21 protein-coding genes are annotated in these 24,780 nt (G+C 73.3%); 11 read left to right on the top strand and 10 right to left on the bottom strand.

Annotated features, from left to right (window positions below; genetic code table 11):
- Nucleotides 1-224: 224 nt before the first annotated feature.
- The 4 genes from ACGF4C_RS37215 to ACGF4C_RS37200 are packed head-to-tail and all read right to left on the bottom strand — an operon-like array spanning nt 225 to nt 3,750.
- A complete protein-coding gene (locus ACGF4C_RS37215) occupies nt 225-1,151 on the bottom strand; it encodes an ABC transporter substrate-binding protein (protein WP_393572732.1) in 927 nt (308 codons plus the stop codon).
- 49 nt (nt 1,152-1,200) lie between these two features.
- A complete protein-coding gene (locus ACGF4C_RS37210) occupies nt 1,201-1,872 on the bottom strand; it encodes an ABC transporter permease (protein ID WP_030414348.1) in 672 nt (223 codons plus the stop codon).
- 7 nt (nt 1,873-1,879) lie between these two features.
- Nucleotides 1,880-2,551, bottom strand: coding sequence for an ABC transporter permease (locus ACGF4C_RS37205; RefSeq protein ID WP_393572729.1), 672 nt, complete (start codon nt 2,549-2,551; stop codon nt 1,880-1,882).
- Nucleotides 2,548-3,750, bottom strand: a complete 1,203-nt coding sequence (locus ACGF4C_RS37200) for an ABC transporter ATP-binding protein (RefSeq protein WP_393572727.1) — start codon at nt 3,748-3,750, stop codon at nt 2,548-2,550. The genes ACGF4C_RS37205 and ACGF4C_RS37200 overlap by 4 nt, the downstream gene beginning before the upstream one ends.
- A 195-nt stretch (nt 3,751-3,945) precedes the next feature.
- Here ACGF4C_RS37200 and ACGF4C_RS37195 point away from each other — a divergent pair, with 195 nt between their 5' ends.
- A complete protein-coding gene (locus ACGF4C_RS37195) occupies nt 3,946-5,442 on the top strand; it encodes an aromatic amino acid ammonia-lyase (protein ID WP_393572725.1) in 1,497 nt (498 codons plus the stop codon).
- Nucleotides 5,443-6,007: 565 nt separating this feature from the next.
- Nucleotides 6,008-6,955, top strand: coding sequence for a MurR/RpiR family transcriptional regulator (locus tag ACGF4C_RS37190; RefSeq protein WP_201803798.1), 948 nt, complete (start codon nt 6,008-6,010; stop codon nt 6,953-6,955).
- 902 nt (nt 6,956-7,857) lie between these two features.
- Here ACGF4C_RS37190 and ACGF4C_RS37185 read toward each other — a convergent pair.
- The 5 genes from ACGF4C_RS37185 to ACGF4C_RS37165 form a co-directional block, all read right to left on the bottom strand.
- Nucleotides 7,858-9,180, bottom strand: coding sequence for a diaminopimelate decarboxylase (locus ACGF4C_RS37185; protein WP_393572722.1), 1,323 nt, complete (start codon nt 9,178-9,180; stop codon nt 7,858-7,860).
- 141 nt (nt 9,181-9,321) lie between these two features.
- Entirely contained in the window at nt 9,322-10,287 is a 966-nt protein-coding gene (locus ACGF4C_RS37180; protein ID WP_393572720.1) for an ABC transporter permease, read from the bottom strand.
- Nucleotides 10,288-10,328: 41 nt separating this feature from the next.
- Nucleotides 10,329-11,294: an ABC transporter ATP-binding protein gene (locus ACGF4C_RS37175; protein ID WP_393572718.1), complete on the bottom strand. Its 966-nt coding sequence runs from the start codon at nt 11,292-11,294 to the stop codon at nt 10,329-10,331.
- Nucleotides 11,291-11,674, bottom strand: coding sequence for a transcriptional regulator (locus tag ACGF4C_RS37170; RefSeq protein WP_393572716.1), 384 nt, complete (start codon nt 11,672-11,674; stop codon nt 11,291-11,293). The genes ACGF4C_RS37175 and ACGF4C_RS37170 overlap by 4 nt, the downstream gene beginning before the upstream one ends.
- A complete protein-coding gene (locus ACGF4C_RS37165) occupies nt 11,671-12,189 on the bottom strand; it encodes a hypothetical protein (RefSeq protein WP_393572714.1) in 519 nt (172 codons plus the stop codon). The genes ACGF4C_RS37170 and ACGF4C_RS37165 overlap by 4 nt, the downstream gene beginning before the upstream one ends.
- Before the next feature lie 216 nt (nt 12,190-12,405).
- Here ACGF4C_RS37165 and hutU point away from each other — a divergent pair, with 216 nt between their 5' ends.
- From hutU to hutI, 4 genes are read left to right on the top strand one after another with little or no spacing between them, the layout of a single operon-like run.
- Nucleotides 12,406-14,070, top strand: coding sequence for a urocanate hydratase (gene hutU / locus ACGF4C_RS37160; RefSeq protein ID WP_393572712.1), 1,665 nt, complete (start codon nt 12,406-12,408; stop codon nt 14,068-14,070).
- 17 nt (nt 14,071-14,087) lie between these two features.
- Nucleotides 14,088-15,305, top strand: a complete 1,218-nt coding sequence (locus ACGF4C_RS37155) for an allantoate amidohydrolase (RefSeq protein ID WP_393572737.1) — start codon at nt 14,088-14,090, stop codon at nt 15,303-15,305.
- Nucleotides 15,296-16,654, top strand: a complete 1,359-nt coding sequence (locus tag ACGF4C_RS37150) for a formimidoylglutamate deiminase (RefSeq protein ID WP_393572710.1) — start codon at nt 15,296-15,298, stop codon at nt 16,652-16,654. Before ACGF4C_RS37155 ends, ACGF4C_RS37150 begins: the two co-directional genes overlap by 10 nt.
- 17 nt (nt 16,655-16,671) lie before the next feature.
- Complete coding sequence (hutI, locus tag ACGF4C_RS37145) at nt 16,672-17,853, top strand: imidazolonepropionase (RefSeq protein ID WP_393572708.1); 1,182 nt, start codon at nt 16,672-16,674, stop codon at nt 17,851-17,853.
- Between the two features lie 121 nt (nt 17,854-17,974).
- On the opposite strand, the gene ACGF4C_RS37140 is transcribed toward hutI, so the two are convergent.
- On the bottom strand, nt 17,975-18,913 hold the full coding sequence (locus ACGF4C_RS37140; protein ID WP_362147862.1) for an RNA polymerase sigma factor SigF: 939 nt from the start codon (nt 18,911-18,913) through the stop codon (nt 17,975-17,977).
- Nucleotides 18,914-19,175: 262 nt separating this feature from the next.
- Here ACGF4C_RS37140 and ACGF4C_RS37135 point away from each other — a divergent pair, with 262 nt between their 5' ends.
- From ACGF4C_RS37135 to ACGF4C_RS37115, 5 genes are all read left to right on the top strand, one after another.
- Nucleotides 19,176-19,544: an STAS domain-containing protein gene (locus tag ACGF4C_RS37135; protein ID WP_030416081.1), complete on the top strand. Its 369-nt coding sequence runs from the start codon at nt 19,176-19,178 to the stop codon at nt 19,542-19,544.
- A gap of 173 nt (nt 19,545-19,717) precedes the next feature.
- Nucleotides 19,718-20,221 carry an ATP-binding protein gene (locus ACGF4C_RS37130; RefSeq protein ID WP_030416080.1) on the top strand — a complete coding sequence of 168 codons (504 nt, stop codon included), beginning with the start codon at nt 19,718-19,720 and terminating at the stop codon, nt 20,219-20,221.
- 231 nt (nt 20,222-20,452) lie between these two features.
- Complete coding sequence (locus ACGF4C_RS37125; protein ID WP_393572705.1) at nt 20,453-21,172, top strand: LPXTG cell wall anchor domain-containing protein; 720 nt, start codon at nt 20,453-20,455, stop codon at nt 21,170-21,172.
- A gap of 1,115 nt (nt 21,173-22,287) precedes the next feature.
- Complete coding sequence (locus ACGF4C_RS37120) at nt 22,288-23,250, top strand: hypothetical protein (RefSeq protein WP_393572734.1); 963 nt, start codon at nt 22,288-22,290, stop codon at nt 23,248-23,250.
- Nucleotides 23,250-24,707: a hypothetical protein gene (locus tag ACGF4C_RS37115; RefSeq protein WP_393572703.1), complete on the top strand. Its 1,458-nt coding sequence runs from the start codon at nt 23,250-23,252 to the stop codon at nt 24,705-24,707. Before ACGF4C_RS37120 ends, ACGF4C_RS37115 begins: the two co-directional genes overlap by 1 nt.
- Nucleotides 24,708-24,780: the final 73 nt, after the last annotated feature.

The raw sequence follows: 24,780 nt of genomic DNA, 5'->3' as shown, positions 1-24,780 counted from the left end.
CCCCAACGGGAGGGGACGGGCCGGAGGGGCCGGTTGTGTGGACGTAAAGCGTCAGCAGTCCACACAACCGGCCCCGGAGGTCCGTCACCGCACCCAACACCCACCCAGCCCGCCGCAGGCGCAACGGCGAGAAGCAACAACGGCGGGACGGCCAAGTACGTAGGGGGCGCCGCAAAGCGCAACGGCGAACAACAACCGCGGCGGGACGGCCAAGTACGTGGGGATCACCCCAGCTTCCGCTGGGAGAGCCAGGCGGCCGCCACCCGGTCCGGGTCCTGTTTGTCCTTGTCGACCTTGCGGTTGAGTTCCGTGAGGTCGGCGGTGGTCAGCGCGTTGCCGAGGGTTGCCAGCGCCCGGCGCACCTTCGTGTCGGACTTGCGGGCGGCGATCAGCGGGACGATGTGCTGGGCGGGGACCAGGTGCCGGGGGTCGGCCAGCAGCACCCAGCCGTTCTCCTTGATGTCGACGTCGGTGGTGAAGACGTTGGCGACGTCGATGTCGCCCTTCTTCAGGGCGCCCTTGACCAGCGGGCCGGACGAGTCCAGCGCCTTGAACTCCTTGAATTCCACGCCGTACCGGTCCTTGAGGCCGACCAGTCCGACCACCCGCTTCTTCATCTCGGCGGCCGCGCCGAACACCAGCTTGCCGCTGACCTTGCGCAGGTCGTCGAGCGACGTGAGGCCGTAGCGGTCGGCGGTCTCGCGGGTCACGGCGAAGCTGTCGCGGTCCTCGGCGGCCGCGTACGGGAGTACCTCAAGGCCGTCCGGTACCACCGTGGCCAGCGCGTTCTGCATCGCGCCGGCCTCGGTCTCGGTGGCCTTCTTGTCGAGGTAGAGCAGCAGGCTGCCCTGGTATTCGGGGAGCAGGTCGATGTCGCCGGAGCGCAGAGCCGGAACCACGATCTCGCGGGAGCCGAGGTTGGGCCGGACGGTGGCCTTGACGCCGGCCTTGGACAGTACGCCCGCGTAGAGGTGGCCGAGGATCTGGTTCTCGGTGAAGTTGGCGGTGCCGATGACCAGTCCACCGCTGCTGTTGCCGCTGTCGCCGCCGGCGCCGTTCCCCTTGAGGGAGGTGATGCCGGAGGAACAGGCGGCCAGCAGCGGTGCCGAGGCGCCGGCGAGCAGGGTGGTCAGGGCGGTGCGGCGGTTCATGGCTGGCTCCTGGGGAGGGGCGGGCGTACGGGGCGCGGGGCGTGGCGGTTCAGCGGGCGGTGGCCGGGCGGCCGCGGAACAGCAGCCGGGTCAGCCCGCCCAGGGCCAGGTCGGCGACGACGGCGAGCACGGCGACCAGCACCGCACCGCCGAGCACCTGCACCAGATCGCGCTGGGCCAGGCCGTCGAAGACGTAGCGGCCCAGCCCGCCGAAGCTGACGTAGGCGGCGATGGTGGCGGTGGCCACGACCTGGACGGTCGCCAGCCGGATACCGGTCATGATCAGCGGCAGCGCCAGTGGCACCTCGACCTGCCAGAGGATCTGGCGGCCGCGCAGCCCCACGCCCTTGGCGGCGTCCTTGACCTCCGGGTCGACGGCGGCCATCCCGGCGTAGGTGTTGGTGATGATCACGGGTACGGCGAGCGCGACCAGCGAGACGTACACCGGCCACACGCTGAGCCCGCCGGCGAGGAAGACCAGGGTGACCAGGCCGACGGTGGGCAGCGCCCGGCCGAAGGACGAGAGGTTGACGGCGAGGAAGGCGCCGCGGCCGGTGTGCCCGATGAGCAGCCCGACGGGCAGCGCGATCAGGGCCGCGGCGAGGGTGGCGAGCACCGAGTACTCCAGGTGCTCCAGGACGCGGGTGGCGATGCCGTCGGGGCCCGCCCACTGTGCCGGGCCGGTCAGCCAGGCCGCGAGGTTCTTCAGGAGTTCGAGCATCGGGCCGTCACGCTCGCTTCCACAGCTTGGGGGCGCACCGGGGCGTGCCGCGCCGCCAGGGGGTGCACAGCCGCTGGACGGTCACCAGCAGGGCGTCGGCGGCCAGGGCGAGCAGCAGGGTCAGGGCCACGCCGGCGATGACCGGGGTGGGGAAGTTGCGCTGGAAGCCGTCGGTGAAGAGCTGGCCGAGCCCGCCGTACCCGATGTAACTCGCCACGCTGACGAGGGAGATGGACATCACCGTCGCGACCCGTACGCCCGCCATGATCACCGGGAGGGCGAGCGGCAGCTCGACGGTGAGCAGGGTGCGCAGCGGCCGGGTCCCCATCGCCTTCGACGCCTCGCGCACCCGTTCCGGGACCGCGTCCAGGCCCTCGACGGTGTTCCGCACCAGGACGACCAGGGTGTACGCGGTCAGGCCGGTGATCGCGGTGGTGCGGGTCAGCCCGGTGACCGGCAGCAGCAGGACGAAGAAGGCGAGCGAGGGGATGGTGTAGAGGATGTTGGACGCGCCGAGGACGAAGCCGCGCAGCGGGCGGACGCGGTGCGCGAGGACCGCCAGTGGCAGCGCGATCAGCAGCCCGAAGAGGACGGCGGGGACGGCGGTGGCGAGGTGGTCCGCGGTGAGGCGGGTCAGTTCGCCGGCGTGATCGGGGAACCAGCCCCATTCGACGGTCATACGGGGCGCTCCGCGGGGGCGGCGGCCTCGGGCCCGGGGTCGTCGGGCGCGGGGGCATCGGGCCTGCGGGCGTCGGGGGCGGCGCCCTCGTCGGCGGTCGCCCGGGCGGCGTCGGCGTGGCTGCGGCCGGCCCGGTCGTGGATGGTGTCGCGGGAGGTGACGCCGGTCAGGACGCCGTCGGCGGTGACCCGGGCGACCGCCCCGGCCGGTGAGGAGACCGCCTCGTTGAGGGCCGAGAGCAGCGAATCGGTGTCCCGCAGCGGCCGGACCGCGGCCAGCTCCGCCTCGCCGGCCGTACCACCGGCCGGCAGCGCGTCGGTGTCCAGCCAGCCCAGCGGTTCGCCGCGCGGCGAGGTCACCAGGCGCCAGCGCCCGCCGTCGCGGCCTATCGCGCCGACCGGTTCGTCGGCGCGTATCGCCCGGCCGGGCGCGTGCGGCACGTCGGCGAGGGTGGTGAGCGAGAGCAGCTTCAGGCCGCGCTCGGCGCCGAGGAAGTCGGCGACGAAGTCATCGGCGGGGCGGGCCAGCAGTTCGGCGGGCTCGGCGCACTGGACCAGCCGGCCGCCGGTGCGGAACACCGCGATCCGGTCGCCCAGGCGGACCGCCTCGTCGATGTCGTGGGTGACGAAGACGACGGTCTTGCGCAGCTCCCCCTGGAGCCGCAGCAGCTCGTTCTGGAGCTGGGTGCGGACGACCGGGTCGACGGCGCCGAACGGCTCGTCCATCAGCAGCACCGGGGGGTCGGCGGCGAGCGCCCGGGCCACCCCGACGCGCTGCTGCTGGCCGCCGGAGAGCTGGTGCGGATAGCGCTTGCCGGTGTCCGCGGGCAGGCCGACCAGCTCCAGCAGCTCCGCGGCGCGGGACCGGGCCTTGCGGCGGCCCCAGCCGAGCAGCAGCGGGACGGTCGCGATGTTGTCGAGGACCGTACGGTGCGGGAAGAGGCCGGACTGCTGGATGACGTAGCCGATGCCGCGGCGCAGCTCGGCGGCGTCCGCCTCCAGGACGTTGCGGCCGCCGACGCTGATGGTGCCGGCGGTCGGCTCGACCATGCGGTTGACCATCCGCAGGGTCGTCGTCTTGCCGCATCCGGACGATCCGACGAGGACGGTGACGCCGCCCTCGGGGAGGTCGAGGGAGAGGTCGTCCACTGCGGTGGTGCCGTTCGGGTACCGCTTGCTGACTGCGTCGAATTTGATCATCCGCTGCCCCTTGCCCGGCCTGCATAGTGTCATGCAGAGTCTTAGGCGTGTGAATAGAAGTCAATGGGTGGGAGTAAACCCTGTGTGACAACGCGGGTTACCCGAGAGTTCTTCCAGCTCTCCGCTCGGCCACCGTACGGAACCAGGTATCGGAATTCGGCCCACAAAGCGCGTTATAAGAGGGAGTTGAGCCCCTTGATTTCCCACATGCTGGACACCGCCCCACGGTCCGGCAGGCGCATCACCCTCGACGGCACCGCGCTGCGCACCGCCGACGTCGCCGCCCTCGCGGACCGCACCGCCCGCCCCGCGGCCCCCGACCCCAAGGCCCTCGCCCGCGCCGCGGAATCCTGGGACACCGCCCGCCGGCTCGCCGCCACCGGACGCGTCTACGGCCGCAGCACCGGCGTCGGCGCCAACCGCACCGAGGACGTCGAGGCCGCCGACGCCGCCCACGGCCTGCGCCTGCTGCGCAGCCACGCCGGTGCGATCGGCGACCCGCTGCCGGGCCGCGAGGTCCGGGCGATGCTCGCGGTCCGCGCCAACCAGCTGCTCGCCGGCGGGGCCGGCCTCAACCCCGCGGTCATCACGGCCCTGATCACCGCCCTGGACGCCGGCGCCCACCCCGTCGTCAACGAACACGGCGCGGTCGGCACCGGCGACCTGGCCGCGCTCGCCCAGACCGGCCTGGCCCTGGCCGGCGAACACCCCTGGCACGGCACCCCCGGCGGCCGCGCCCCGGCCCCCGTCGCCCTCGACAACAACGACGCGCTCGCCCTGATCAGCAGCAACGCCCTCACCCTCGGCCAGTCCGCGCTCGCCCTGGACGCACTGCGCCGGCTGCTGGCCGCGTCGCTGCCGGTCGCCGCGCTCTCCCTGCTCGCGGTCGGCGGCTCCTACGAACCGTTCGCCGAACCGGTCATGCGCGCCCGCCCGCACCCCGGCTCCGCGGCCGCCGCCGCCCGGCTGCGCACCCTTTCCGGCGTGCCGCCGCGGCCCAGCCCGCCGCTGGGCCGCATCCAGGACCCGTACGGCTTCCGCTGCCTCCCCCAGATCCACGGCCCGGCAACGGACGCCGCCGACACCCTGGAATCCGTGCTGACCGTCGAGCTCAACGCCGCCGCCGAGAACCCGCTGATCAGCACCGAGGACCAGGCCGCCTACCACCACGGCAACTTCTACGCCGCCCATGTCGCCCTCGCCCTGGACACCTTCCGGCTGGCCGTCCTGCAGACCGCCCGGCTCTCCACCGCCCGCCTGGCGGCCCTCTCCGAGCCGGACCTCACCCGGCTCCGCCCCTTCCTGGGCGACGCCGCCCCCGCCAGCTCCGGCGTCATGATCCTCGAATACGCGGCCGGCGCGGCCCTCGGCGAGATGCGCGCCGTCTCCCACCCGTCCTCCCTCGGCCACGCCGTCCTCTCCCGCGGCGTCGAGGAACAGGCCAGCTTCGCCTCCCTCGGCGCCCGCCAGACGCTGCGCGCCGCCACCTACTACCGCCAGATCCTCGCCTGCGAACTCGTCGCCGCCGTACGGGCGTTGCGCATGCGCTCCCTCGAACCCGAACCCGGCCTCCCCCTCACCACCGCCTACACCCGCGCCACCGAGGCGCTCGACCCTCGCATGGAGGACCGCCCACTGACGGACGACGTGGCGGTGGCAGCCGGCCTGCTCGACGAACTGGCGGAGGTGTGAACGACATGGAGCCAGCCATCAACCTGGACGCGAAGGCAGGCATGAACCCGGGCACGTACCTATGCGCGAGCCTAGGCACGAACGCAGCCATTAACCCAGCCATGAACCTGGGCACGAACCTAGGCACGAACGCAGTCGGGGCTGGACGCATCGGCGGGCCGGCGCCCCAGCGCACGGCCGTGGATCCGGCCGGGGGGCGGGGCGGCTTCCGGGGCGGAGGCGGGTGTGCGGTCGGGTATGTGGTCGGCGGGGTGGCGGCTCGGCCATGGGGGTGCGCGGGGGCCCGCGTCCCTGCGGGCGGTGAGCGGAACGCTCCCGTACGGGCGGACCGTCGGGCGTACCTCGTACGGACGGCCCGCGTGGACGGTGTGCCGAGGGGCGGGTGTGCGGTCGGCCGGCTGGCGGGCCGGCCCCGCCGTACGGGGGCCCGCGTACCGGCGGGCGGTGACCGGAACGGTCCCGTACGGGCGGACCGTCAGGCGTACCGCGCGCCGTCCCGAGCCAGGAATTCCGTACAGTCGGTCGACACAGGACAAGGCCCACACCGGGCCGGGAAGAAGAGGCGATGAGCGGGGACGGGGACAACGGCCGCGGTACCGGCGGCGCGCCGGGGGAGCAGGCCGCGGAGGCCCGGGCCGAGGAGGCACGGGACGCGACGGCCGGCCGGGTCACGGACGCGGACACCGGCACCGCCGCCCGCCTCCAGAAGCTCTTCGAGGGTCACCGGCTGACGCCCACCCAGCGCCGGATCGCGCACTGCATGGTGCGCCGGGCCGCCGACGCGCCCTTCCTCTCCAGCGTCGAACTGGCCGAACTGGCCGGCGTCAGCCAGCCGTCCGTCACCCGCTTCGCGGTGGCGCTCGGCTTCGACGGCTACCCGGCGCTCCGCCGCCACCTGCGCGAGGTCGCGCCCGCGGAGAAGACCGGCGACGACGGCACCGCCAACGAGTACCAGCAGGCGGTCCAGGCGGAGATCGACAACCTCCGGCACCTGGCCGCCGCGCTGGCCGACCCGTCGCCGGTGATCGAGGCCGGCCGCCTCTTCGCCGCCTCCCGGCCGCTGCCCGTCCTCGGACTGCGCGCCGCCACCGCCCAGGCCGCCGGGTTCACGTACTTCGCCCGCAAGGTCCACCCCGACGTCCGGCTGCTGGACGAGGGCGGCACGATGCTCCCCGACCGGATCGACGCGGCGGTGCGGGCCGGCGCCACCACCTTGCTGTGCTTCGCGCTGCCCCGGCATCCCCGCGAGGTCGTCGAGGCCCTCGCGTACGCCCAGGACGCCGGGCTGACCGTGGTGACCGTCGCCGACAGTGCCTTCGCGCCGGTCGCCCGCCACACCGACCTGCTGCTGCCCGCCGCGGTCGGCACCGGCCTGGCCTTCGACACCGCCTGCGCCCCCATGCTCCTGGGCCGTGTCCTCCTGGAGGCGATGTGCGACGCGCTGCCCGAAGCGCAGGCGCGCCTCGAAGAATTCGACGCGCGAGCCGCGGCGCGGGGCCTGTTCGTGGAATAGCCGCACGTACCTGGCCGTCCCGCCGTTCCGCTTTGCGGCGGCCCCGCACGTACCTGTCTGCGGCGCCGCGGGGGTTGCTCGCCGTTGCGCTTTGCGGCGCCGCGTACGTAGTTGTCTGCGGCGCCGCGGTGGTTTCTCGCCGTTGCGCCTGCGGCGGGCTGGGTTTGTGGTGGGTGCGGTGACGGGCCTCCGGGGCCGGTGTTTGGGACTGCTGCGCTTTACGTCCCAAACACCGGCCCCTCCGGCCCGTCCCCTCCCGTTGAGGGGAGGGGAATGCGGTGGGTGGGGGTGAGCGTTGGGGATGCAAGGGATCTTGCGGACCCGTAGGGGACGGTCGAACAGATCCCGTAAGGGTCGCGAGCGCCCCTTGCGGGCCTCAACTCGGCGGGCAGGGGAGGTATTCCCGTTACCCCCATCCCACGACGTGGGGACACCCGGAACGACGACGCCCACCCCCACCGGCCTCCCAACCCCCACTCACGGGAGGGGCTGGACCGGAGGACGAAGTCTGGAGGGCCGGCACCGCACCCGACAAACAAACGCCCGCCGCCAGGCGCAACGGCGAGCAACAACCGCGGCGTCGTAGACAGCTACGTGGAAGGCGCCGCAAAGCGCAACGGCGAACAAGCCCCGCGGCGGGACAGCCAGGTACGTGGGAGGCGCCGCAAAGCGGGCAACGGCGAGCGAGCCCGGTGGCGCAAAAGACAGCTACGTGCGGGGGCGCCGCAAAGCGCAACGGCGAACAAGCCCCGCGGCGGGACAGCCAGCTACGTACGCGGCGCCGCAAAGCGCGCAACGGCGAGAAGCCCCGCGGCGCCGCAGACAACTACGTGCGGGGGCGCCGCAAAGCGCAACGGCGAGCAACAACCACGGCGCTGCAGCCGAGTACGTGGGCCTACAAGCTAGAAGGCGTCCAGTGCCCGCACATGGACGCCTCCGCTCTCCGCCGTGAGTTCCGACAGGCTCTGCGGTGTGCGGATGACCGCGAAGCGGACGCCGTCGGGGGAGGCGGCGTAGCCGTAGACGCCGGGGCGGGGGAGCGAGTTGTACGCGAAGTGCGTGGAGAAGTAGTACGCGCCGGTGTCGAGCAGGGCGGCGTGGTCGCCGGACTGCAGGAGGGGGAGCGGGCGGTTCTCGGCGACCAGGTCGCCGGCGAAGCAGCAGGGGCCGGCGATGTCCTGGGCGACCGGCGTTCCCGTCTTGGGGCGCCCGTCGGCGTCGTAGGCCGCGACCCGGAGCGGCCAGGCCTCGGGGACGAAGACCGTACGGGTGGCGACCTGGGCGCCGGCATGGGTGACCGCGATCGGGCGGCCGCCCGCCGACTTCGCGTACTCGACGCGGGCGAGGACCGTGCCGTGCTTGGCCAGCAGGGAGCGGCCGAACTCGGTGATCAGGCCGTACCGCCCGGCGAGCAGCCCGGGGACGGCCGAGCGGAGCAGTGCGGCGTACTCGCGGTAGGTGGGGGTGGTGGCGTCGGAGGAGAAGTTGACGGGGAGGCCGCCGCCGATGTCCAGGGTGTCGATCTGCTGCCGGCCGGCCCGTTCGTTGATCTCCTCGGCGAGGTCGAACAGGGTGCGCACCCCGGCGCCCATCAGCTCCAGCGGCATGCCCTGCGAACCGACGTGGGCGTGCAGCCGGGTCAGCCACGGGCGGTCGAGGCAGGCGCGGACGACCCAGTCGCGGGCGCCCTCGTCGCGCAGCGCGATACCGAACTTCGAGGTGTCGGTGGCGGTGCTCATCGCCCCGATGCGGCCGCCGCCGATCTGCGGATTGACCCGCAGGCCGACGGGCGCGGTGCTCGGCACGGACTCCCTCAGACGGTCGATCCGGGCGAGTTCCTCGCGGTTGTCGGCGTTGACGGCGATCCCGAGGGCCAGCGCCTCCCGCAGCTCGGCGGGGGTCTTGGCCGGTGAGTCCAGGACCGTGCGGTCGGCCGGTACCCCGGCGGCCCGGGCCAGGGCCAGTTCGCCGGGGCTGGCCACCTCGCAGCCGAGCCCCTCCTGCGCCAGCAGCCTCAGCACCGGAACCAGTGAGGCTGCCTTGACGGCGAAGGCGTGCAGCACCGGTGTGCCGGGGGTGGCGAACTCCGCGAAGGCGGCGTGGAGTTCGGCCGTGGATCGTCGGATGCCGGAGATGTCCAGCAGCCCCGCCACCGGCTCCTCGGGCCCCACCAGCCCCTGCGCAACGGCTGCCTGTACGGCACGGTCTCGGTCCGTGTTCGTCATGGGGCCACTCCATCATCGCCCGGGGGCGCCGCGCCATCGCTTACCGGGCGGGGCGGCCGTGGTGGGGGTAAGGGGCCCGGCCGGCACCGTCCCGGGGGTGGACGGGCGCCGGCCGGGCCGGGGCGGACCGGGCGAGCCCGGTCAGGCTGCGGGGGCCGCTCCGAGGTTGGCCTTGCGGTGGCGTTCGCCGAGGCGGGAGCCGGACTCGCGGCGGGCGGCACGGCGCAGCAGGGGTATGGCGAGCAGGAAGCCGATCACGGCCCAGGCGGCCAGGACCATGGCGACCGTCGGCAGCTCCCAGGAGCCGGCCGGCTCCGCGGCCCGGGCGGCGTCCGGGAGCAGTGCCGAGCGCACGCCCTGGGCCATCCACTTCAGCGGGAAGACGGAGGCGATCTTCTGGACGATCGTGGGCAGCGAGGTGAGCGGGAACATCGCCCCGGACGTCACCAGCAGGCCCATGGCCGGCAGCATGATCAGCGCCAGTGCCTCGCGCGGATTGGGCAGGACGGCGCCGATGGCCGCACCGAGCGGCACCACGGCCAGCAGCCCCAGCGCACTGACCCACAGCAGCGTCAGCCAGCCGTCGACGCTGTGCGGCAGGGGTCCGTTCGCCACCAGTGCGCCGGCGCTCAGCAGGACGACCAGGGTGGCCAGGGCCATCGCGACGACCAGCACCGACTTGGCGATGAGGTACGCCGGTATGCCGCCGGGGGTGGTCCGCAGGCGCAGCAGTGTGCCCTCCTCCCGTTCGGTCACCAGGATCTGCGGGAGGTTCACCAGCCCTATCTGGAACAGCAGATAGGCGGCGAAACCGCAGAGCGCCAGGTGCGCCATCGGGACATGCGTCCCCGGTACGTCGTCGTGCAGATTGCTCGCGACCACCAGCGCGACCACGATGTTGATCAGGTGGCTGCCCAGCTCCTTCCGGTTGCGGAACAGATGCCGTACCTCGATCGCGCCGCGCAGGCAGCCGGCCCGCCAGTAGCGCCGGCGGGGACCGGACCCGCCTCCGCCCGGGCTCCGACCGCCTTCGCCAACTCCCTTGCCCGCCATGCCGTTCGCCCCGTCCGCGTCCGTCGCTTCCGTCACCGTGGTGACCGCTGTCATGTCCGTCCCCCTTGTGGTCTGTGCTGCTGTCCGCCGGCGCCTCAGGCGGCGCGGTTCTGCCTGCCGGCGCCACCGTCGAGGGCGTCCGTCACCGGTCCGGCCGCGTCCTGCGGCACCTCTTCCTGGTGCACCATCCGCAGGTAGGTGTCCTCCAGCGTCGGGCGGCGCACCTCCAGGTCGGCGACCGGGCCGCCGAGCTCGCGGTGGAGCTCCCAGACCAGCCGGGAGGGGTCCGCGGTGTGCTCCCGCCGGGCCGTGCCGTCCGGCGCCGTCCAGCGGACCTCGGCCTGGGCGGCGGCACTGCGGGCCAGCTCCGCCGGGGTGCCGTGGGCCCGGATCCGGCCGTTGACCAGCATCGCTATCCGGTCGGCCAGTCGCTCGGCCTCCACCAGGTCGTGCGTGGTGAGCAGGACCGTGACGCCCTCGTCGCGGGCCAGCCGCTCGATCAGCTCGTGGAAGTCGCGGCGGGCTTCCGGGTCGAAGCCGGTGGTCGGTTCGTCCAGGAAGACCAGCTCGGGGCGGCCCACCAGGGCGAGCGCCACGTCCAGGCGGCGGCGCTGCCCGCCGGAGAGCTGCTCCACCTGCTTGCCGGACTGTCCGGTGAGGCCGACCAGGGCCAGTAGTTCGGCGGGGTCGCGCGGTGCCTCGTGGTAGGTGGCGAAGTGCGTCAGCAACTCGGCCACCCGCCAGCGGCGGTGGTCCCGCCAGGTCTGCAGCACCAGGCCGATCCGGCCGCGCCAGGCGTCGCCGCCGCGCGCCGGGTCCGTGCCCAGCACCCGGACCGTCCCGGCGGAACGCTGCCGGAAGCCCTCCAGGATCTCGACGGTGGTGCTCTTCCCGGCGCCGTTGGGACCGAGGAGCGCGAAGACCTCGCCGCGCCGGACGTCCAGGTCGACGCCGTGCAGCACATCGGTGCTGCCGTAGGACATCCGCAGGCCGCTCACGTGGATGACCGGCGGTGCGGCGTCGGCGGTCGGGGGCACGGGTGCGCCCTCGGTGATCGTCATCGGTGTGCCTCCGCGTGCTGTTGCTGAGTGGTCGGGTCCGAGGTCTGGCCCGCCTCGGGGGGAGGGACCGCGGGGGCGGCAGTGGGGCCGGCGCCCTCGACGATCGCCCGGAGCGCGGCCACATGCCCCTCGAAGGCGGTGCGGCCACGGCTCGTCAGCCGTACCTTGGTGCGGCGTTTGCGTCCGCCGCCCTCCTTGTGGATCTCCAGGTATCCGGCCTCCTCCAGGGTGTGCAGCTGCTTGGACAGCGCCGAGTCGCTGAGCGAGAGGCTGTCCCGGATGAAGGAGAAGTCGGCCCATTCCGTCGCGGCGAGCAGGGCGACGACCGACAGCCGGGTGGAGGGGTGGATCAGTTCGTCGAAGCCCGATGGAGTGCTCATCGGCGCGCCTCCTCGGGGGTTCTCTCGGTGGGGTCGCTCAGGGCCCGGCCGCGCAGCGGGCTGACCGCCCAGCGGTTGGCCGGGCCGACGAAGAGCACGAAGGCGCCGGCGGAGAGCGTGGCCTGGATCAGGCTGCCGTAGGGCAGGGTCAGCCAGTCGGTCAGGCGCCCGGTGAGGATGATCGTGCCGCCGCCGACGACCGCGCCCGCGAAGAGGGTGATGACGCTGCGCCAGCCGTACCGCGACCGGTGCAGTCGCATCCGGCTGCGGCGGCTGTAGACGACGGCCAGCGTGACCAGGACGGCGACATAGGCGCCGAGGAGCACGAAGGAGCCCCATTTCGGCAGGTCGAGTCCCCAGCTGGCGACGAAGAGCCACATCAGGCCCCCCGTGACGTACGTGCCCCGCCGGTCGTCCTGTGCGCAGCGCTCGACCTCGTCGTACACCCGCTCCTGGGGTACCCGGATGCGCTGGAGATCCTGCCAGGCCCGCTCGGCGTCCACCGGTGTGGTCATGTCCTTCGCCTCCCCGTTGGCGTTTCAGACGGGCGGGGCCCGTGCCGGCGCCCCACCTCAACTTTCCTACTGGGAAAGCTAACACCGACTTTCCGGCCGGGCAAGTCGAACGAGCGGCCTGTGGAAAACCTTCACCGCATCCTGTTGACTAGCGCTATTCATCGCCCCCAAGATGTGAATAGCTCAATCCATTCGATGTTCAGGGAGGCACGGCCCATGTCGGGACCGCGACCCGTGCGGGCACCGCGCGGTACGGAGCTGAGTGCTCGGGGATGGCAGCAGGAAGCCGCGCTGCGCATGCTGCAGAACAACCTCGATCCGGAGGTGGCCGAACACCCGGACCAGCTCGTCGTCTACGGCGGCACCGGCAAGGCCGCCCGTGACTGGCGCTCCTTCGACGCGATGGTGCGCACCCTCACCACGCTCAAGCAGGACGAGACGATGCTCGTCCAGTCCGGCAGGCCGGTCGGCGTGATGCAGACGCACGAGTGGGCGCCGCGGGTGCTCATCGCCAACTCCAACCTCGTCGGCGACTGGGCCAACTGGGAGGAGTTCCGCCGCCTGGAGGCCCTCGGCCTGACCATGTACGGCCAGATGACCGCCGGTTCGTGGATCTACATCGGCACCCAGGGCATCCTCCAGGGCACCTACGAGACGTTCGCCGCCGTCGCGGCGAAGAAGTTCGGCGGCACCCTCGCCGGGACGATCACCCTCACCGCCGGCCTCGGCGGCATGGGCGGCGCCCAGCCGCTCGCCGTCACCATGAACGACGGCGTCGCCATCTGCATCGACTGCGACCCGCGCGCCATCGAGCGCCGGATCGAGCACCGCTACCTGGACGTGAAGGCGGACAGCCTCCAGCACGCCCTCCAGCTCGCCGTCGAGGCCCGCGACCAGCGCAAACCGCTCTCCATCGGCCTGCTCGGCAACGCCGCCGAGCTGCTGCCGCAGATGCTCGCCGAAGGCGCGCCGATCGACATCGTCACCGACCAGACCAGCGCCCACGACCCGCTGGCCTACCTCCCGACCGGCATCGACTTCGCCGACATGGCCGACCACGCCGCCAAGGACCCGGCCGGCTTCACCACCCGCGCCCGCGAGTCCATGGCCAAGCACGTCGAGGCCATGGTCGGCTTCATGGACGCCGGCGCCGAGGTCTTCGACTACGGCAACTCCATCCGCGGCGAGGCCCAACTCGCCGGCTATGAGCGGGCCTTCGCCTTCCCCGGCTTCGTCCCCGCCTACATCCGGCCGCTGTTCGCCGAGGGCAAGGGACCGTTCCGCTGGGCCGCGCTGTCCGGTGACGCCCAGGACATCGCCGCCACCGACAAGGCGATCCTCGACCTCTTCCCGGAGAACGAGTCGCTCGCCCGGTGGATCAAGATGGCCGGCGAGCGGGTCCACTTCCAGGGCCTGCCCGCCCGGATCTGCTGGCTCGGCTACGGCGAACGCGACAAGGCCGGCGAGCGGTTCAACGAGATGGTCGCCGACGGCACCCTGCGCGCCCCGCTGGCCATCGGCCGCGACCACCTCGACTGCGGCTCCGTCGCCTCCCCCTACCGGGAGACCGAGGCCATGAAGGACGGCTCGGACGCGATCGCCGACTGGCCGCTGCTCAACGCCATGGTCAACGTCGCCTCCGGCGCCTCCTGGGTCTCGCTCCACCACGGCGGCGGCGTCGGCATGGGCCGCTCGATCCACGCCGGGCAGGTCACCGTCGCCGACGGCACCCCGCTGGCCGGCGAGAAGATCCGCCGGGTCCTCACCAACGACCCCGGCATGGGCGTCATCCGCCACGTCGACGCCGGCTACGAGCGCGCCGACGAGGTGGCCGCCGAGCGCGGCGTCCGCATCCCCATGCGCGAGGGCGAGGGCGCGTGACCGCCTCGTTCCACGAGATGTGGCAGGAGTTGCGGCCGCTCGGCCGCAACTCCGCCACCGGCGGATACCGCCGCTACGCCTGGACCGGCGCCGACGCCGACTGCCGCGCGTGGTTCAAGGCGCAGGCCGAGGCCCGCGGACTCGCCTACGAACTCGACCGCAACGGCAACCAGTGGGCCTGGCTCGGCGCCACCGGCCACCAGGACGTGGCCCCCGGCGAGGCCGTCGTCACCGGCTCCCACCTGGACTCCGTCCCGGACGGCGGCGCCTTCGACGGCCCCCTCGGCGTCGTCTCCTCCTTCGCCGCACTCGACGAACTCCGCCGCAGGGGAGCCGACCCCGCCAAGCCGCTGGCGATCGTCAACTTCGGCGACGAGGAAGGCGCCCGCTTCGGCCTGGCCTGCGTCGGCTCCCGGCTCACCGCCGGCGCCCTGACCCTCGAGGCCGCGCACGAACTCCGCGACGCCGACGGCATCTCCCTGCCGCAGGCCATGGAACGCGCCGGATACGACCCCGACGCCATCGGCCCGGACCCCGAACGGCTCGCCACGATCGGCGCGTTCGTCGAACTCCACGTCGAGCAGGGCCGCGCCCTGGACCTCTCCGGCGACCCGGTCGGCGTCGCCTCCGCCATCTGGCCGCACGGCCGCTGGCGGTTCGACTTCCACGGCGAGGCCAACCACGCCGGCACCACGCGCCTGGAAGACCGGCGCGACCCGATGCTCAGCTACGCCGCGACCGTCCTCGCCGCCCGGGAACAGGCCCGGCTGGCCGGCGCCCTGGCCACCTTCGGGAAGATCAGCGTGGATCCGAACGGCGTCAACGCCATCCCCTCGCTCGTCCGCGGCTGGCTGGACTCCCGCGCCGCCGACCAGGAAACCCTGGACACCGTGGTGCACGGCATCGAGCAGGCCGCCGCCGAACGCGCCGCCCGCGACGGGGTCGACCTGAGTGTCGTGCGCGAATCCTTCACCCCGGTCGTGGAGTTCGAGCACGCCCTGCGGGACGAACTGGTCAGCATCCTGGGCAAGACGGCGGAGCGCCCGGTGCCCGTCCTCGGCACCGGCGCGGGCCATGACGCCGGTATTTTGTCCGGAACCGTCCCCACCGCCATGCTGTTCGTGCGCAACCCGACCGGTGTGTCCCACTCACCCGCCGAAGCGGCGGAGGAGGACGACTGCACCGCCGGGGTCCTCGCACTCGCCGACGTACTGGAGGGGCTGGCGTGCCGCTGACCACGCAGGCAACACCGACGACGTACTGGCTCGAACACGCCTGGCTCGGCAGCCACGTCGAGCCGGGCGTGACCCTGCAGACCGCGGACGGGCGGATCACGGCCGTCCGCACCGGGGACGCCACGCCGCCGCCCGGCGCCACCGTCCTGCGCGGCCTGACGCTGCCCGGCCTGGCCAACGCCCACAGCCACGCCTTCCACCGCGCGCTGCGCGGCACCGTCCAGGTCGGCAGCGGCACCTTCTGGACCTGGCGCGAGATCATGTACTCCGTCGCCGACCGGCTCACCCCGGACAGCTACTTCGCCCTCGCCCGCGCCGTCTACGCCGAGATGGCGCTGGCCGGCATCACCTGCGTCGGCGAATTCCACTACCTCCACCACGCACCCGGCGGCACCCGCTACGACGACCCCAACGCGATGGGCCAGGCGCTGATCGCGGCCGCCGCGGACGCCGGCATCCGCATCACCCTGCTCGACACCGCCTACCTCTCGTCCGGCTTCGGCGCCCCGCCCGACCGGCACCAGCTGCGCTTCTCCGACGGCACCGCGGACCGCTGGGCGCAGCGCGCCGACGCGCTCAAGGAGGACCGCGAGCACGTCCGCATCGGCGCCGCCATCCACTCCGTACGCGCCGTGCCCGCCGGCCAGCTCGGCACCGTCGCGGACTGGGCCCGCGAACGGCAGGCACCCCTGCACGTCCACCTCTCCGAGCAGACCGCCGAGAACGACGCCTGCCGCGACGCCCACGGCCGCACCCCCACCCAGCTGCTCGCCGACCACGGGGCGCTGGGCCGGCGCACCACGGCCGTGCACGCCACCCACCTCACCGACCAGGACATCGCGCTGCTCGGCGGCTCCACCACCGGCGTGTGCATGTGCCCCACCACCGAGCGCGACCTCGCCGACGGCATCGGCCCGGCCGCCCGGGTCCAGGGCGCCGGCAGCCCGCTGTCCCTCGGCAGCGACAGCCACGCCGTCATCGACCTGCTCGAAGAGGCCCGCGCCATGGAGCTCGACGAGCGGCTGCGCACCCGCACCCGCGGGCACTGGACCGCGGCCGCCCTGCTGCGCGCCGCCACCGCCGACGGCCATGCCGCCCTCGGCTGGGACGACGCCGGCACCCTGGAGACCGGCGCGCTCGCCGACCTCACCACGATCGCACTGGACTCCGTACGCACCGCCGGACTACTGCCCCGGCTGGCCGCCGAAACGGCAGTATTCGCCGCCTCCGCGGCGGACGTGCGACACACCATCGTCGGCGGGCGGCAGATCGTCCGGGACGGTGTGCACACTCTTGTCCCCGACGTGCCCGCAGCCCTCGCCGAGTCCATCGCCGCCGTACGCGGCTGAAGGAGAACACCCCCGCGATGACGACGACCTCCGCGCCGACCACCGCCATCACCCACATCGCCCAGCTCGTCACCAACGACCCCTCCCTCGGTGAAGGCCCCCTCGGTCTGATCCAGGACGCCGCGGTCGTCATCGACGGCGACCGCATCGCCTGGGTCGGTCCCTCCAGCAAAGCACCCGCCACCGACAACGCCGTCGACGCCGCCGGCCGGGCCGGCATCCCCGGCTTCGTCGACTCCCACTCCCACCTCGTCTTCGCCGGCGACCGCACCGAGGAGTTCAACGCCCGGATGTCCGGGCGCCCTTACTCCGCCGGCGGCATCCGCACCACCGTCGCCGCCACCCGCGCCGCCACCGACGCCGAACTGGAGGCCAACCTCACCCGCCACCTCGCCGAGGCCCTCCGCCAGGGCACGACGACGTTCGAGACCAAGTCCGGCTACGGCCTGACCGTCGAGGACGAGGCCCGGGCGCTGCGCATCGCCGCCGCGCACACCGACGAGGTCACCTTCCTCGGCGCCCACATCGTCTCCCCCGACTACGCCGACGATCCGGCCGGCTACGTCGACCTGGTCACCGGCCCGATGCTGGACGCCTGCGCCCCGCACGCCCGCTGGATCGACGTCTTCTGCGAGAAGGGCGCCTTCGACGGCGACCAGGCCCGCGCGATCCTCACCGCCGGCAAGGCCCGCGGCCTCGCCCCGCGGGTGCACGCCAACCAGCTCGGCCACGGCCCCGGCGTGCAGATCGCGGTCGAGCTCGGCGCCGCCTCCGCCGACCACTGCACCCACCTCGGCCCCGCGGACATCGACGCCCTCGCCCAGTCCGACACCGTCGCCACGCTGCTGCCCGGCGCCGAGTTCTCCACCCGCGCCCGGTGGCCCGACGCCCGTCCGCTGCTCGATGCCGGTGCCACCGTCGCACTGTCCACCGACTGCAACCCCGGCTCGTCCTTCACCAGTTCCATGCCGTTCTGCATCGCCCTGGCCGTCCGCGACATGGGCATGACGCCCGACGAGGCGGTCTGGTCGGCCACCGCGGGCGGCGCCCGCGCGCTGCGCCGCACCGACGTCGGCCGCATCACCCCCGGTGCCCGCGCCGACCTGGCCCTCCTGGACGCCCCCAGCCACGTCCACCTCGCCTACCGCCCGGGCGTCCCGCTCGTCTCGGCCGTGTGGCACAGGGGAGTCCTGGTCTGACGCCGCGCGGTCCCCGCAGGCCGCCGGACGCGGAGGAGGGCCCGTCCCGGGAAACCGGGGCGGGCCCTCCTCCGCGCGGGCGGTGCCGGCCTTCGGGGACCGGCGGGAGCGACCGCGGTCCTCACTCCTCGACCATCAGCCCCTTGCGGAGCCGGCCGAGCGTGCGGGAGAGCAGACGGGAGACGTGCATCTGGGAGATGCCCAGCTCCTCGCCGATCTCGGACTGCGTCATGTTCGCGACGAAGCGCAGCGACAGGATCTTCCGGTCGCGCGGCGGGAGTTCGGCGATCAGCGGCTTCAACGACTCGACGTACTCGATGCCTTCGAGCCCGTGGTCCTCGTAACCGATCCGGTCCGCCAGCGCGCCTTCGCTGTCGTCCTCCTCCGGCTGGGCGTCCAGCGAGCTCGCGGTGTACGCGTTGCTCGCGGCCATCCCCTCGACGACCTCGTCCCTGGTGAGGCCGAGGCGTTCGGCGAGTTCGTGCACCGTGGGGGCACGGTCCAGCTTCTGCGCGAGTTCGTCGCCCGCCTTCGCGAGGTCCAGACGCAGTTCCTGCAGACGCCTCGGTACGCGCACCGACCAGCTGGTGTCACGGAAGAAGCGCTTGATCTCGCCGACGATGGTCGGCATCGCGAACGTCGGGAACTCCACCCCGCGGCTCAGTTCGAAGCGGTCTATCGCCTTGATCAGGCCGATCGTGCCGACCTGGACGATGTCCTCCATCGGCTCGCTGCGGGAGCGGAAGCGGGAGGCCGCGAACTTCACCAGGGCGAGGTTGAGCTCGACCAGGGTGTTGCGGACGTAAGCGAATTCGTGGGTGCCTTCCTCGAGCGATTCGAGCCGCTCGAAGAGGGTCTTGGACAGAGCCCTCGCGTCCACCGGACCCACCTCGTCGAACGGCGGGATCTCGGGCAGATCGTCGATCTCGGAAAAAACCGCCGGATCGGATTCGACGGCGATCGGCTGGGAAGGGATGTGCCCGGTCGGGTCGGACAGGGGTGTCGACGATGCGGACTGCCGGGTGTCGTCGGTACGCAGTTCGTCGAGCCGGGGTGACATGGTCTCCTCCATCGTTCTCGGCATATGGCTGCCGATGCCTCTCCGTGAAGCCTTCGGTGTGCGGCGCCTCCAAAGCCGGCCGTTGCGAATGTGTTCTTCTACGCCTACCTGTCTTTGCCGGAAGATGGCAAGTAAGCGTTGTCCGTATATTGGGCAATATGCGGATTGTTCGGCTACCGGCGCGCGTCAGGAAGGCGTAGGGTTCGACGAGCGCAGTCGCTGGCAATCCAGTCGTCTAGACAGCAAAAGGGGTGCGCTTCGCATGGACCGCGGGACGGTCGGCAGTGCAAGCCGTGGCCGGCTTCACGTCGAGATCCGCCATCACGGCGCAAGCGCCGTCGTGACGGTCACAGGTGAGCTCGATCACCACACCGCGGATCTGTTGCGGGAATCACTCGAAGGCTGCGTGGACGACGGCTACGCACGCCTGGTGGTCGACTGCTCACAGCTCGAATTCATGGACTCCACCGGTCTCAACGTACTGCTCGGCGCGCGCCTGAAGGCGGAGGCCGAGGGGGGCGGGGTCCACCTGGCCGGCATGCAACCGGTGGTTGCCCGGGTCTTCGAGATCACCGGCGCTGAGGCAGTCTTCACGGTGCACGATTCCGTCGATGCGGCCCTGGCCGAGTGACCTGACGACGGTGTCCGGAACGATCTGTTCCGGGCGCGTAGTCCGTGTCACAACTTCCGTACCCAAGAAGTGGGTGTTCTCACGGTCCGGTCGGGCAGGAGACATCTGAATCCGTTGCAAGCAGTCCGCTATCTGTTCTCCGTGAATAGGCGAATCGGTGAGGTGAAGCGCTGATGAGCACCACCCGGCCGTACCCGCCGGGCGATCTCGGCCCGGAGCCGGGCGGCGCCGGTGCTTCCGCCGCCGTTCCGTCCGCCGCCATGCCGGCGGGCCAGATCCGCCGGCTGCGCCTGGCGGGCACCCGGGGCGCCGTGGCACGTGGCCGTGATTTCGCCCGGCAGGCCCTGCACGACTGGGGCTGGCTGCCGGCCGCCAACGCCGACCAGCGGGCCGCCGCCGAGGACGTGCTGCTCGTCGTGTCGGAGCTGGTCACCAACGCCTGTCTGCATGCCGAGGGGCCCGAGGAGCTGCGGCTGCGGTGCACCTCCAAGATGCTGCGGCTGGAGGTCACCGACCTCGGCGCGGGCTCGCCGGCGCCGCGCAGCCCGCACCGCCCCGGCCGCCCCGGCGGCCACGGCATGTTCATCGTGCAGCGGCTCTGCCTGGACTGGGGCGTGGTGCGCAACCCCGACGGCACGGGCAAGACCGTCTGGGCGGAGCTCGCCGCACCGGCCTGACCGGGACGGCGGCACAAGAGCAGCGCGGGTCCGCGGACCCGCGCTTTTGCCGTTCCCGGGCGCGTGCTCGCCACCGCCGGCGGCCGGATGTGCCCGCCGCTGCGGCCCCGGACCGATCGGGGCTGCGCTGTGCCTTCCCTCGGCAAGGTCCCCGGCGTACCTTGAGCGGCCAATCTGATGTGCCGTCAGGAACAGTCGGCGGTGCGCCCACCGGGAGAAGGGGAACGGACAGTGGCCCGCTTCTACGCACAGCACGGCCGGCGACCGCGCCGGGCGGCCGGCCTCGCCGCCGCCGTGGCGATGACGGCGGGGTCCGCGGTGCTGCTCACCGCGCCGGCCGCCCACGCCGACGTCGTCGACGTCAACTACCAGTGCAAAACACCGATCGGGAACAAGGGCGCGGTCTCGCCGATCGACATCAAGGGCACCCCCAGCGGCGGTGGCTACAAGCTGGTGATGTCCTTCCGGAAGGGGGTCTCCTCCAGCCCCGTCGAGCTGGGCAAGGGCGCCATGAAGCCGAGCGCGCTGATCAAGCTGGGCGGCGCGGAGAGCGGTACGGTCGCGGTCGCCGGGCCGCCCAACGACCGGGCGATCCCGGCCAACACCCCCATCAAGATCAGTGACTTGAGCGGGACGTACACCCCGAAGGCGAGCGGCAAGGTCACCTTCACGGCCTCCACCCTCACCATCAAGGCACTCGGCACCACGACCACCTGCACCCCCAGCAACCACCCCAAGCCCTCGCTCACCCTCGACGTGAAGGGCTCCGGCGGCAGCAGCAGCGACAGCGCGGCCGGCGGCGGTACGGGCGGCTCCTCCGGCGGAAACGGACAACTGCCGCAGACCGGACCGGCGGACTCCGCGGTGGCACTGGGCACCCTGGGCGGCACGGTGCTGCTGGCCGGCGCGGCCGGAGTGCTCTGGCTGACCCGCCGTCACCAGCGCGTCTGACCGCATCCGGACCGCAGCCTCCGCACCACGTGCAGCCCCAGCACCACGAGTACCAGGAGCCGCCGATGCCGTTCCGTCCTCGCCCCGCGGTCAGCGGTGCGGTCCTCGCGGCCGCAACGGTACTGCTGTGCCCCGCCCCGGCCCAGGCCCGCCCCGCCGCGCCGGCCGGGCCGGGCTGGTCCGCCGCGCCCGCCCCCGGCCGTGGCGCCGAACCGAGCGCGCAGGACCGCCCGTACTTCTACCTGGAGGGGGCGCCGGGCACCGTGCTGTCGGACCGGCTGTCCCTCGGCAACCCCACCCGCCGGGCCGTCACCGTACGGCTGCGCGGCACCGGCACGGGGGCGGCCGGCGGCACCGGCTCCTGGCTCCGGTTCGCCGCGGGGCGGGTCACCGTCCCGCCCCGCACCCGGGCGAGCGTCCCGTTCACGGTGACCGTGCCTCGGGACGCCGCCCCGGGCGACCACCCCGGCACGATCACCGCGACCGGCGGACCGGCGCGGCACGGCGGGCCCGCGGTCCGGCGCACCGTACCGGTCCACCTGCGGGTGGCCGGCCCGGCGCTGTCCGCACTGACCGCCGAGGACGTGTCGGTGCACCGGCGGGGGAGTGCGGCGGTCATCCGGTACACGCTGGTCAACCGCGGGAACACGGCGCTCACCCCACGGCTGGCGGTGCGCGCCGACGGTGTCCTCGGGCCGGTGCTGCGGCGCGCCGCACGCACCCTGCCGCTCACGCTGGAACCCGGCCGGCGGGCCCGGCTGACGGAGGACTGGCCCGATCCGCCCGTCCTGGACGCGGTGCGCCTCCGGCTCACGGTGACCGCGGCCGGCGGCGCGCGGGACGCCGTCACGGCCTCGTACACCGCCCTCCCCCGGGGCGTCGCGGCCGGGGCGGCGCTGCTCACGGTGGCGGGCACGGCCGGCCTGGTGGCCGTACGGCGGCGACGCCGGCGCCGGCGCGGGGACGAGCGGGACGCGCGGCGGGACGGGGAAGGGGGCAGCAGTGACAGCGGGGGCAGCGGTGGCAGCAGGGGGAGGCCGGCGACGGCGGCTGCCCTTCCCGCGGCCGCCGCCACCGCCCTCGCGGCCGCGCTCCTCCTCGCCGCCGCCCTCGTCCTGCCGGAGGCCGGTACCGCGCGGGCCGTGTCGCCGGCCGAGGCCCCCGGTGGCCACCGGACCGTCCAACTCTCCACGAAGGAGGCCGGCAAGGGCGGCACCCTCACCGTGACCGGGCGCGGCTGGCGGCCCAAGGCCCTGCTCACCCTGCTGATCTGCGGGCAGAACATGATCGGCGGGACCAATTCCTGCGCCAACGGGGACGGCCGGGCGGTCACCACCGACGCGCACGGCGCCTTCCGCAGGCGCCTTCCGGTCGCCGAACCGCCCAAGCCCTGCCCCTGCGTGGTGCACGTGGCGACGGTGACGGGGGCGGCGGCCGCCGCGGACGCCGCGTTCAAGGTGGCGGGCCATCCGGTGGCGCCGCTGCCGAAGGAGCGCACCGGCGGCCGGCTGGCGGTGCTGTCCCCGCCGCGGCTGGCCGGCAGCAGCGGCCTGCTCACCTGGTTCGGCGCCCCGCCGCAGCGTGAACTGACCGTCACGGTCGGCAATCTCGGCTCCGCGCCGGCCCGGGACCCGGTCTTCAAGGTCGGCACCTCGCACGGCGTCTTCGCCCCCCGGTGGGAGGAGCAGCAGTGGCGAGGGACCGTACCGCCCGGCAGGAAGGTCCAGGTCAAGCTGCCGGTCGAGCTGGCGGCCGGCGCCCACGGGGACTATCTGGTCTCCCTCGAATACGGCGGCAAGGTGCTGGCCGAGCAGCCGTGGGGCGTCGGCCGGCCCTGGGGCGTGACGCTCTTCTGGGTGCTGCTGTGCGTCGTGGTCCCGACCGCCGTGTTCCGTATCGGCATGGCGCTCGTGGACCGGGTACGCCCACGCCGCCCGGCGGGTCACGCCCGCCCCCGCATCCGCACCCGTCGTACCACGCCGGCCGGCGACCGTGCCGCGCTGCCGTGGTTCACCCCGGACACCGCACCGTCCACCACCACATCCACGAAACGACCGACGTCGAAAGGTTCTACGTGATGAGGCAACGGAGGAGAGCCGCGGTGGCCTCGGTGGCCGCGCTGGCGCTCGCGGGAGCGGGCATCCTGGCCGCGGCCGGTGCCGCCGAGGCGGCGGAGGTCTCGTACAGAACGGAGTGTCTGCCGCCGCCGATATCGGGGCTGCCGCCGATCGAGGGCACCACGAAGGTGGACGTCAGCGCGCCCGCCACGGCCAAGGTCGGGGACGAGATCGCGGTGGTCTGGAAGACCGTCGAGGGCGCGTCCAAGAACCCCGACATCCTCGACCTGGGCAAGGACACCGTGCAGCCGACCGGCACGATCAAGGTGGCCGGCGCGCAGACCGGGGACCTGGCGATGCAGGGGCCGCGGCAGAACCCGCCGATCCCCAAGGGCGCCCCGATGAAGCTGTCCGACATGACGGGCAAGCTCAAGCTGACCCGGCCCGGTGAGGTCACGCTGACCCCCGGCTTCTACAACATCAACGTCAACCGGCCGATCTCCACGGACACCAAGTGCTCGCCCAAGGAGGAGGTGAAGCCCGCGGTGACGATCAAGGTCACCGACGGCGGGGGCTCCACCGGCGGCACGACCGGCGGCAGTACGGGCGGAACAACCGGGGGCAGTACGGGCGGCACGACGGGCGGGACCACCGCGGGCACCACCGGGGGCAGCACCGGCGGGAGCACCACCGGCGGCAGCACCGGCGGCTCCACGGACGGCGGCACCACCGGCGGTTCGGCCACCGGCGGTTCGACCGGCGGCTCCGGCGGTGACCCCGACGGCACCGCGTACAAGGGCAAGGAGATCCAGGTCCCCTACGCCTGCAAGACGCCCATCGGCGACAAGAAGGCGACCTCCCCGGTGCAGATCAACGCCGTGAAGAAGGGCGGCGGTTACGACCTGACGGCGCAGTTCAAGAAGTCCGTGATGAACAGCCCGGCGGACATCCCCAAGGACTCCGTCAAGCCGTCGATGGACGTCAAGGTGGGCGGCGCCGACAAGGGAACCGTCAAGGTGACCGGCCCGGCCAACCCCCAACCCATCAAGTCGGGCGACCCGATCGAGATCCCCGATCTGAAGGGCACCTACACGCCGGGCGCCACCGGCAGGGCCACGCTGAGCCCGGGCGTGCTCACGGTCAACGCCCTGGGCACGACGACGACCTGCACCCCGGAGAAGGACCCCGGCGCCTCGCTCACCCTCGACACCGCGGCCCGGCCGGGCGGTACCTCCGGCGGCACCTCGGGCAGTTCCACGGGCGGGACCACGGCGTCCGGCGGTGGCACGGCGTCCGGCGGCAGCGCGACCGGGTCGGCCGGCGGCTCGGGCAGCAGCGGCAGCGGCGGCGAGCTGGCCCACACCGGCGCGGGTGCACGGGGCGCGCTGACCGCGCTCGGCCTGCTGGCCGGCACCGCCGTCCTGCTGGGCGGCGCGGTGTTCACGGTCCTGCCGCGGCGCCGGGCCCGGCTGCGCTGACCCGGCGGGCCCACCGCACGACGAAGGGGGCGCCGCACCATCGGTGCGACGCCCCCTTTTTTCACCGTCCGGG

It is taken from the genome of Streptomyces sp. NPDC048197, from assembly GCF_043202395.1.
Lineage (GTDB): Bacteria > Actinomycetota > Actinomycetes > Streptomycetales > Streptomycetaceae > Streptomyces > Streptomyces siderophoricus.
The sequence above is the reverse complement of the archived record's forward strand: the minus strand, read 5'-3'. Positions and strand labels throughout refer to the sequence as shown.